Genomic DNA, 10,944 nt, shown 5'->3' with positions numbered 1-10,944 from the left:
TGCCATTTATGATGTTGACCGTTCTGAAGTCGTATGTGCTGGTGCCGGCGTAGTTGTTGCCTGCTGTGTCTTTGATGTTGCCCGATGTGAACACCACAAAATACTGAGTGTTAAGGGCAAGATCGCTGGTTGGGTCAATGGTGAGTGTTTTATCTGACACGGTCAGGCGGTTGCTGGTGGCAGCATTAAAGCTCTCGACGATGGTGCCGGTGGCTGAGCCTGAGCGCAGCGTGATCGTGCCTGTACCACGCACGATGGCCTCGGAGAAGGTCAGCGCGATGTTGGAACCCACCGCAACACCAGTCAAGCCGTCAGTGGGCGTGAAGGTCGAGACCGTAGGAGCTGTCACATCTACGGCAAGCGTGCCGTTAGGATTAACGCCGTTGAAGCCTGCAGCGGTGATTCCATAGCCGGGAAGGTCCTTGATCGTACCGGTAAGCGCATTGCTCACAGCAGTCGCAAGGTCTGCGGTGTCCTGACCGGCGGCTGGTGTATAGCTAAAGGTAAGCATGCTGGTGCCGGTGCCACCTATATACGTTGCTATACCTCCGTTTGCCAAAGCAATGGTTGGCGTGCCGGTCACATTAACCGCTCCGCTCAGGGTAACGTTCAGCGTCACTAACTCACCCACCGACAGCTTTCCGTCGTTCGTGCCGTACGCGATCGAGGAGACGGTCGGGGCTGTATCGGCTATTAACGCAACCACCTGATCGGCAAATGAGAGCCTCTCGATATTGCTCAGCGTATCGACGCCATCACGTCCCAAATTATCCGTGATCACGTAACCGGTTGCTGTTACAACGATCGAATATTCCGAGCGGCGGCCAGCGAATGATGCCGTATCTGTGCCGCTGCCCCCATTGAGATCATCATTGCCCGCGCCGCCGGTCAAATTATCATCTCCACCCCCGGAAATCAGAGTGTCTGCACCACCGCGACCATCGATCGTATCGTTACCGTCCATGCCCTCGATGCGGTTCGCCAGGCCTGAACCCACCAGGTTATCTGCATAATTGCCCGCAATGATGTTCTCGATACCCGATAGTTGGTCTGTGCCGATACCCGCCGCATCGCTTCCTGCCGTCGAGGCCGCGCTGCCTGCGCTAAGGTCCACGGTGATACCGGCCTTGGAGCTTATATATCTAACCGTATCGATACCCGAGCCACCGTCATAAATATCGTTGCCGGCACCATCGCCGCCGACGATCAGGTCGTCGCCCGAGCCCGCATCTACCGTGTCGTTGCCATCGCCACCTATAAGCTCGTCTGCGCCATCTCCGCCCATCAACTGGTCGTCGCCGCCCGCGCCCACGAGGAGGTCGTTGCCGCTTAGGCCCATTAGGATGTCCTGAACCGACGAACCCGTGATCCGATCTGCGGCAGCGGTTCCAATGCTAGGGCTTATGACGATCGCGCGGGTGACAGGACCCGCAGTCATAGCGTCATCGCTTGTCCAACTAATCAGAACACGGCCATCATCAAGCGCGGATAATGCTGGGGAGGATTGATTGTTGATTGGTGTGGTGTTGATCACGAAGTCTGTTTCGATAAGCGTCCCATCAGCTCCGATCATACGGCCACGAAGGGAGCCCGGATCACCGTCGCCACTGTCGCCCGAATGCCAGACTACGAGTACTCGACCATCAACGAGGCTCGTTAAGGCGGGCTTGGCGTAGGAAAAGTCGAGCGCCGTTGAATTAACCGCGAAGTTGGCGCCTTTTGCCTGGCCATCACTGCCGATTACGCGAGCCCGCACGGTGCCAGGGCCGTAACTCGGATTCCCACCTTCGGGATCGTCGATGCGCGGACCGGACTGGAACCACACTACAAGCGCGCCACCGTCCGTGAGTGCGGTGACTTCGGCAGAATATGTCCAGACAGCAGATGTGCTGCTTATAGCGAGTTCGCTCGCCTGCGTAGCCCCGTCGGGGCCAACAATACGGCCTAGAAGGCTACTAGTGCCGTCTGTGTAGCTGGTACTTAAATAAGTGACAAGAATGCGTCCATCCGTGAGCACGGTCGAACTCGGGCTATATTGTGCACCTTTGCCCGCCTGGTTGATCAGGAAGTCATTGCCAGTAGGTGTCCCGACAGACGTGAAAAAACGCCCGCGGATTGCATAGCCATCACCATCGCTGCCGTCGTAGCTGGTCCAACTAGCGAATACACGGCCATCCGCAAGCGGAGTGAGGGAAACGTCCTGCTGGTTATTCTGTCCATTATATATACCTTCGCCAACCGCCGGCTGATTGATCAAAAAATCGGCCGGGGGAACGCGGTCAAGCGGATCAAGGAGAACGCCGCGTACTCCGACACCGTCCCCGTCACTACCATCGCCGCTGTCCCAGGCGAGAAACACTTTCCCACTGGCGGTCGCAGTAACAGTTGGCTGCCACTGAAATTCTTGTGTGGTCGTGTTGACCGAGAAGTCATCGCCAAGTGGTTGGCCGTCTGCACCGATCCAACGAGCACGAATCTCACAGTCCGTGCTTGTCGTGCTATTGTAGCTGACCCAAGCTATAAGTGAGGTTCCATCGGGAAGCGTCGCAACCGAGGGAGCCCACGGACTATAAAAGGCGCCGATTGGGGTGGAATTTACAATGAAATCAGTTTTTTGCATCATCTGTACAAACATTGTAAGAAGGCTTTTGAACTAGTATCTCAGTTTTTTAATCATCGCTTTGAGGATCGTCAAGGGTAAAAGGTGCATCGACCTCAACATCGAAAACATCAGCAAAGTACTTGCCGCCGCCGATTACGACCATGATGGGTTGCAGGAAGTCTATTTGCCCTAACCGACGGCACCGCATACCTGCACGCCTACTAGGCACATCGCAATATTGGGCGTTGACGGACAAGAGGGCACAGCTTGCAACCACCAGCCCGTTCAGATCAGCTTGCCACCACGTCTCATTGCCCGGTAAAACCTGCTTTGCGCTTTTCTATGAAGGCCAGCGAACCTTCTTTTGCATCGCCGGTATTACCAGCAATCCGTTGCCCTTCGGCTTCAGCGAGCAATTGTTCAGCGTAAGAGTTTTCCAGCGCGGTTAAAATATTTTTGCGCATCACCGCATAGGCCACCGTCGGGCCGTTGGCGAGCCGCGTCGCAAGTGCGCGGGCTTCTGTGTGCAATGCTTCATCTTCCACGCATTTGTAGATCATACCCCAATCAGCCGCTTTTTCACCGCTGATTTTCTCACCGAGCAACATCATTTCCGTCGCGCGCGCTTTGCCCACCAAGCGGGGTAGCATCCATGATGCACCACCGTCGGGGACGAGGCCGATATTGACAAACGCCTGAAGGAAATAGCCTGACTTACCCACGATAACAAAATCGCCGCATAGACCAATGGAGCAACCAACCCCCGCAGCCGCGCCGTTGATCGCGGTGACGATGGGTATATTCAGCCGCGCGAGGTTCATCATCAACGGGTTATAATGCCGAGTGAGTGCGATGTAGCTGCCCTCCCCCCGGGTAACCGATCGGTCGCCGCGTGCGGAGAGATCCGCGCCTGAACAAAAGCCACGCCCTGTGCCCGTAATGACAAGACACCGTGCATCGCCAAGATCATTGGAAAGGGCATCGTTTATTTCCGCTGCCATTTCGAGCGAACACGCGTTCATACGTTCGGGACGGTTGAGGGTGATAGTTGCGATCCTGTCGGTTACATCCAAAGTAATCGTTTCATACGTCATCATTACGCGCCCTCCTCCGGCGATCATTGTCTGGTTGCCTAATTCAGTCGCGCGTTCCGAGCAAGTCCCGTGCGACCACCCAATTGTGAATTTCGCTTGGCCCATCATAAATGCGCATCGTCCGCAACTTGTTGGAAAGCAGATATAGCGGCATTTCGCGCGTCATGCCCATCCCGCCAAACATCTGCATCGCATGGTCGACAATGTCATAGGCAGTTTCGGTACAATAGGATTTGATCATCGAAATTTCTTGACGGGTATCATGCCCCTCATCCATTTTCCACGCGCAGTCATATGTCATCAACCGCATGGCGTGAATCCGCGTGGCGGCATCTGAGACCCAATTCTGCACCGTTTGGCGTGACGATAATGGTTTGCCAAATGTCACGCGTTGCGGCGCGTATGCGATCATCATATCAAGCGCCCGCTGCGCCATGCCAATCGACCAAGACGCCATTTCTATCCGCCTTGTGCCCAACCGGACTTGCATAGGCAAAAACCCCTGTCCGCGTTTGCCAAGCAATTTCCATCCCGGAACGCGGCAATCATCGAGCGCAATTTCATAGGTCGCGGTGCCGTCGATCATCGGAATTTTGCGCAAGACATTAAAGCCCGGTGTTTCACGGTCCACCAGAAATGCCGACATGCCGTTTCGGCCTTCGGTATTTTTGTCCGTCACGGCCATCAATATGGTGAAATCGGCCTCGTCCGCCTTTGTGATCCAGATTTTGCGGCCGTTGATAATCCAGTCGTCTCCATCCTGAACGGCGGTGGTTTTCATCAATTGCGGGTCGGCTCCAGCGCCCGGTTCCGATATACCAATAGCAGAGATGGTCTCGCCGCGCACATAAGGCGCCAGATAATGTTCGCGCTGCTTTTCATCCGCAGCAGCCATCATCATGCGCAAATTGGGCGAATCTGGCGGGATTGTGTATGGGGTGACGGTCCGTCCAAGTTCTTCGCCAACACCAACCATGGCAACCATCGGCAGGTTCATCCCGCCCACTTCCTCCGGCGCATCCAGACCCCACAGTCCTAAATCCTTTGACACGAGATCAACACGCGCCTGTTCGTCTATGGTCAGATAACTGCCTTTGCCCTCTGTCTCGCGGGCTAGCACAATGCTTTCTAACGGCATAAGCTGGGATTCCACAAATTTTCGGGTTAGGTCTTTGAGCATTTTATGCTCTTCAGCGAGTTCGAAATTCATGGCGTATCCTTGCGTTAATAGCTGCGGGGAAGACCGAGAACATGCTCGGCAAGATAACTTAGGATCAGGTTCGTGCTGATCGGGGCAACGGTGTAAAGACGTGCTTCACGGAATTTGCGTTCGACGTCATATTCTTCGGCAAAACCAAAGCCACCATGGGTTTGGACGCACATATCCGCAGCAGCCCAACTTGCTTCGGATGCCAGCAGCTTAGCCATATTGGCTTCTGCGCCAGGATTACCACCTGCATCAAACACTTGTGCCGAATGATGCACCATTAACTCCGCCGCGCACATTTGCGCATAGCAACGGGCGATAGGAAATTGGACGCCCTGATTCTGACCGATCGCGCGGCCAAAAACATTGCGCTCGCTGGCGTAGTCGCTCGCTTTTTTGATAAACCATTTGGCGTCACCAATGCATTCCGCAGCAATCAATATGCGCTCTGCATTCATGCCCGAGAGAATATAGCGGAACCCCTTGCTTTCCTCACCGATCAGTGCAGACGCTGGAATCCGCATATCGTCAAAGAACACTTCGGTTGTTGAATGATTCATCATCGTACGGATCGGCTTGATGGTCATGCCGTTCCCGACCACTTTGCGCATATCAACCAAGAAGATGGAGAGCCCTTCGGTCTTGCTGGCCACTTCTTCACGCGGGGTCGTGCGTGCCAGCAACATCATTAGGTCAGAATATTCCGCACGACTGGTCCAGATCTTCTGGCCATTGATGACATATTCGTCACCGTCCCGCACAGCGACAGTCCGCAACGAAAGCGTGTCCGTGCCGCTGGTTGGTTCAGAAACACCAAAGGCCTGCAGACGTAGCTCTCCTGTTGCAATACGTGGCAGATACTCCTGCTTCTGTTCTTCGCTGCCATATCTCAACAACGTGTTCATGATATACATCTGTGCGTGGGCCGATGCACCATTGCAGCCGGCTGCCTGAATCTCTTCCATGATCACAGCTGCGGCATCAAGCTTTAGCCCCGAACCACCATAAGCTTCCGGGATCAGGGCGGCGAGAAACCCCGCTTTCGTCAGCGCATCGACAAATTCACCCGGATAGGCACGGGTTTGGTCTTTTTCCCGCCAGTATTCGCCGGGAAACTCCGCACATAATGCCTGCACTGCACGGCGGATTTCCGTGATATCCGGGCTTTCAGACATTCTGTTGTTTCCTTTGAGCGGTTGCAGCGGTCACTTGCCGTCCGTCGGCAGCAAAAGCGGCCATTTCGATGTCATTGCCCGATCCACGCATCACAAGATGCAAAGCCTCACCCGAGATTGCTGGCGAAAGGCCCCGGTAGGAAAAATGTGCGAGCGCATTATCGCCATATTCCCGCCGCGCCAAATCTAGTAATAATGTCGCGGTCAACGGGCCATGAACGACAAGGCCGCGATAGCGCTCTTCCCCTTGGGCATAAGGCAGATCATAATGAATCCGGTGACTGTTAAAGGTCAGCGCTGAGAAACGGAATAACATCGGCTCGCTTGGTACGAGCATGCGGTGGATGCCCCAACCCTCTGTATCGAAGCTTCCCAAGCCATTTTCAGGCGGTGATAAAGCAGCGTTTGGCGCAGCAGCTTCACGATATACGATGCTCTGCACCTCGCGAACCGCAATGCCGCTTTCGCCGAGAGTTTCATGCGCCACATCAACAAATAGCAGTTGGCCCGAACCCCCTGATTTTTCGGTGATGGATTGGATGCGCGACCTGCGGGTAACAGCCTCACCCACATTCAAGGGTGCCAAGAAATCCACTTTGCTGGATGCCCACATCCGGCGCGGCAAGGGCACGGGTGGAAGAAAGCTTTTTGGGCTGTCATCACGCGCAGGATGGCCGTCTGGACCCAGTTGCGCCGTCGCCGTCTCTGGCACGCACAGACACCAATGTAGCCCCTGCGGCACCGTGCCAATGCCGGTAGCCGAACGATCAAAGGTGGCAAGCCAGCGCACCACTAGACCATATTCGATGCGATCTGTCCGCATTTCCTCGCGCCCAATCCACGCATCCCAAATACTCATGAATTGCGCCCCTCCATCAGACCCTTGGCGATCACTTGCGCCTGAATTTCGGCGGCGCCTTCAAATATATTCAATATCCGTGCATCGCACAAAACGCGGCTGATTTCATATTCGAGCGCATAGCCGTTGCCGCCATGAATTTGTAAGCACGCATCTGCATTGCTCCACGCCGCGCGCGCCGCCAGCAGTTTCGCCATGCCGGCCTCAATATCGCATCTTTTGCCGGAATCTTTTGCGCGTGCGGCCGCATAAGTCAGTTCACGCGTCATCACAAAGTCAGCCACGCTCATCGCTATTTTGTCGGCAACGCGCGGGAAGCCGATGATAGCTTTACCAAATTGTTTGCGGTTGGCGGCATAGTCCAAACCCAGCTCCAGAGCGCGTTTCGCAACACCAACGGCCCGCGCCGCTGTCTGGATACGCGCGCCTTCGAATGTGCGCATCAACTGTTTAAAGCCCTGCCCTTCTTCGCCGCCCAACAAGGCGTCATCAGGGGCAATCATACCGTCAAATTGCAGCGCATATTCGCGCATGCCGCGGTAACCGAGCACTTCAATTTCGCTACCCGACATGCCCTCAGCCGGGAATGCAGCCGTCTGCGTTCCGCGCGGTTTTGGCACCAGCAGCATGGACAATCCTGCATAGCCCTTCACATCGGGCGCCGTGCGCACGAGCATGGTCATAAGGTCGGAGCGACTTGCATGGGTGATCCAAGTCTTTGACCCGTCGATGATCCAATTTCCATTATCACGCCGCGCCCGTGTCTGTAATGCGCCAAGGTCGGAACCGGTATCAGGCTCTGTAAACACCGCCGTCGGCAATATTTCACCGCTAGCGATCTTCGGGAGCCAATAGGCCTTTTGCGGGCGTGTGCCGCCCATCGCGATAAGTTCGCCAGCAATTTCAGACCTTGTACTAAGCGAGCCTGCACCAATCCAACCACGCGACAGTTCCTCTGTCACCACGCACATCACCAGCTTCGATAATCCCAACCCACCATATTCGGTCGGAATACACACCCCAAAAGTACCAAGCTCGGCCATTTCTGCGATGGTTGCATCGGGGATTAGGTCGTTCGCAAGGTGCCATTTGTGGGCGTTTGGCATTATCCTGCTTGTCGTAAATCGCCGATATTGGTCGCGGATCGCATCCAATTCGGCGTCGTGCAGCGTCTCGCTTGGCATTTGGCCATCTGCCAAAGCCTGCGCCACAGCAGCGCGCGTTTTGGCTTGGTCGCTGTCGAGCCAGAAAGTGCAGTCTTGGGCAAGTGACTGCGCCGCAGTGCTAATCCCAAGATCGACAGGGCGGAAAATCTCATTCTGCCCCATCGGCAAACCGCCAGTCAGTTGCCCCAATGTTTCGGCAAAAATCAGCGACGCTATATGTTGGTCAAGCAGTGTCCCGCCGTCATTGCTATCGAGCCATCGGCTAACGGCTTCCAACCCGGCAACGCTGGTGGCAACCCAAGCAAAACCATGTGCGACGCGTTGGTCGCTATCAATAGGACGCTGCGCCAGACGCGCCACGAGTGCCGATTTTGCCGCATCGCGGTAACGCTCCGCAGCTTTTAGAGCGGCTGCAAAATTCATGCGCGTTCAAATACCGCCGCAATCCCCTGACCGCCGCCAATGCACATCGTTTCAAGCCCGAAACGGACGTCCCTGCGATGCATTTCGCGGGTGAGGTTCGCCAATATACGACCACCGGTTGCACCAATCGGATGGCCAAGCGAGATACCCGAACCGTTGACATTGAGCATGTCATGGCGGCTGTCATCATCGGACCAGCCCCATCCCTTTAGACAGGCCAGTACTTGAGGCGCAAACGCCTCATTCAATTCAATGAGGCCGATGTCGCTCCAGCTCAGGCCGTTGCGCGCAAACAGACGCTGCGTCGCAGGAACCGGACCATAGCCCATACGCGACGGCTCACAGCCAGCCGCAGCCCAGCTGTGGAAATAGGCAATGGGTTCAAGCCCGAGTTCTTCCAACTTGTCCTCGGCCACAACAAGGCATGCAGCAGCAGCGTCATTTTGCTGGCTCGCATTGCCCGCAGTTACCACGCCACCTTCCAGCGGCCGTAAAGCAGCCATTGTTTCGAGCGTAGCATCGGCGCGATAGCCTTCATCATGATCAAAGATGACTGGATCGCCTTTCCTTTGCGCGATGCGCACTGGCACCAACTCATCGTCAAACAGGCCATTTGCCCATGCCGCCGCCGCGCGCTGGTGTGACCGTGCGGCATACGCATCACAAGCTTCGCGGCTGATATCATGGTCTTTCGCCAAATTTTCAGCGGTCTCTATCATACCACTTATTACGCCAAAGCGCTCTACTGGCTGGCTCATTACCCGCCCACGCGTCAGGCGATCATGCAGCGTCAGATTGCCCACACGAACGCCTTTGCGAACGTCCGTGGTATAATGTTCAACATTGGACATGCTTTCACATCCACCGGCTACGACAATGTCGCTTACCCCCGTTTGAACCATCATTGCGGCATTCACGATGGCTTGCAGACCGGAACCACAACGACGGTCTACTTGATAACCAGGCACCTCAATGGGCAGACCCGCCGCAAGCCACGCCCAATGCCCAATGCAGGGTGCTTCGCCATTGCCATAGCCTTGGGCAAAAACAACGTCGTCGACGCGCAACGGATCAATTTTTGTCAGTTCAATCAGTGCCTTGAGGATGATACCGCCCAAATCGCCTGCATTTAAGGACGAGAGCGCGCCGCCAAATTTACCGACGGGCGTGCGGATGGGGGCGACGATAGCGGCACGGCGAAGCGTATTCATTTGGCAATTCCTAATATTCCAGAGTCGATGAGACGGGCGATTTCGCCTGAGGATAGGCCGAGCGACGAGCTCAATATTTCCTCGCTATGCTGCCCATTGCGCGGCGCTGCCTTTGCGTCACCACGCTGCAATTGGGGAATACTGCCAAAGGCACCAGCGGCAGGATAATTGAAACCCGATGGGTTCGCGTCAAAGTCGGAAAACATGGGATTGTTCCCGACCAAGCGTGGATCATGCGCAGCATCCAACATGGTACGATAGGCCGAATGGACAATTCCTGCCGCATCAAGCGTTGAAGCCATTACCGCGTGATCGAGCGAACCAATCGCCCTTTCAAACAACGGATAAAGCGTATCTCGATGTTCAAAGCGAAGTCCATCGTCTTTGGCGAAGCTAACGCCGCGCTCTGCCTCTATCGCTTCCACTTGAGTTGCCAAACCAAGCGCACCGATTAGATTTGCCCATTGGCGGTGTGTGACAACGACAATCATCGTGCGTATATTGTCTTTCGTGACAAAATCACGCCCAAACAAACCATAGACCGCGTTGCCAAGCCGAGGACGATTGGCCTTGTTATGCAGCACTTCGGCTATACCGCCCAGATTGGCTACTGTGCCGATGGCGACGTCCGACAGGGGAACGCGGACCTCACTGCCCTCCCCGGTTTGTTCGCGCCTGCGAATGGCAGCCAGCATGGCAAATGCAGCATAGGCGCCGCTGATGACATCCCAAGCCGGCAGAACATGGTTGACGGGTTCGGGACCAGGCCCAGTCATCATGGGATAACCAACGGCATTATTAACGGTATAATCAAGGGCTGGTGCACCGTCGGCCCAGCCCATGACCCGCACGGTTACAAGATCAGCGCGACCTTCCGCCAGTTTTGCGTGCGACAGAAAGCCCTCTGCGGGGAAATTAGTAATAAATTGGCCCGTAGCGCGCACCAATTCTTGCAGTATTTCTCGCCCTTGTGGGCTAGATAAATCAAGTGCTACCGACTTTTTGGCGCGGTTTAGATTTTCCCAATACAATGAGTCATTCGCCTCAGTCACTGGCCAGCGATGATAATCCGGGCCGCCACCAACCTGATCGACACGGATAACCTCTGCGCCGAACTGCGCACAATATAGCCCCGCCGTCGGCGACGCCACAAAGGACGACGCCTCGATAATCTTCAAACCGTCCAACAAATCATACATGCATCAGG

General features: G+C 55.4%; 8 protein-coding genes. All 8 read right to left on the bottom strand.

The genetic code is table 11. From position 1 onward, the window contains the following. Window positions 1-2,257: Ig-like domain-containing protein (locus tag Q0N43_RS04300; RefSeq protein WP_295443019.1), on the bottom strand; the 2,257-nt coding region annotated here is incomplete at its 3' end. Window positions 2,258-2,910: 653 nt separating this feature from the next. Then, a complete protein-coding gene (locus Q0N43_RS04295; protein WP_295443034.1) occupies window positions 2,911-3,696 on the bottom strand; it encodes an enoyl-CoA hydratase-related protein in 786 nt (261 codons plus the stop codon). A 43-nt stretch (window positions 3,697-3,739) separates the two neighbouring features. Next, on the bottom strand, window positions 3,740-4,906 hold the full coding sequence (locus Q0N43_RS04290) for an acyl-CoA dehydrogenase family protein (protein ID WP_295443016.1): 1,167 nt from the start codon (window positions 4,904-4,906) through the stop codon (window positions 3,740-3,742). Between the two features lie 14 nt (window positions 4,907-4,920). After that, entirely contained in the window at window positions 4,921-6,078 is a 1,158-nt protein-coding gene (locus tag Q0N43_RS04285) for an acyl-CoA dehydrogenase family protein (protein WP_295443013.1), read from the bottom strand. Continuing rightward, window positions 6,071-6,937, bottom strand: a complete 867-nt coding sequence (locus Q0N43_RS04280; protein WP_295443010.1) for a MaoC family dehydratase N-terminal domain-containing protein — start codon at window positions 6,935-6,937, stop codon at window positions 6,071-6,073. Before Q0N43_RS04280 ends, Q0N43_RS04285 begins: the two co-directional genes overlap by 8 nt. Continuing rightward, complete coding sequence (locus Q0N43_RS04275) at window positions 6,934-8,526, bottom strand: acyl-CoA dehydrogenase family protein (RefSeq protein WP_295443007.1); 1,593 nt, start codon at window positions 8,524-8,526, stop codon at window positions 6,934-6,936. The genes Q0N43_RS04280 and Q0N43_RS04275 overlap by 4 nt, the downstream gene beginning before the upstream one ends. Next, the gene (locus Q0N43_RS04270; protein WP_295443005.1) at window positions 8,523-9,737 is read right to left on the bottom strand and encodes an acetyl-CoA C-acetyltransferase; all 1,215 of its coding nucleotides are present in this window, start codon (window positions 9,735-9,737) and stop codon (window positions 8,523-8,525) included. Before Q0N43_RS04270 ends, Q0N43_RS04275 begins: the two co-directional genes overlap by 4 nt. Then, window positions 9,734-10,936, bottom strand: a complete 1,203-nt coding sequence (locus Q0N43_RS04265; RefSeq protein WP_295443003.1) for a CoA transferase — start codon at window positions 10,934-10,936, stop codon at window positions 9,734-9,736. Before Q0N43_RS04265 ends, Q0N43_RS04270 begins: the two co-directional genes overlap by 4 nt. Window positions 10,937-10,944: the final 8 nt, after the last annotated feature.

This window comes from Sphingorhabdus sp. EL138, assembly GCF_945882965.1.
GTDB lineage: Bacteria > Pseudomonadota > Alphaproteobacteria > Sphingomonadales > Sphingomonadaceae > Sphingorhabdus_B.
This window is presented reverse-complemented; position numbering and strand designations above follow the sequence as displayed.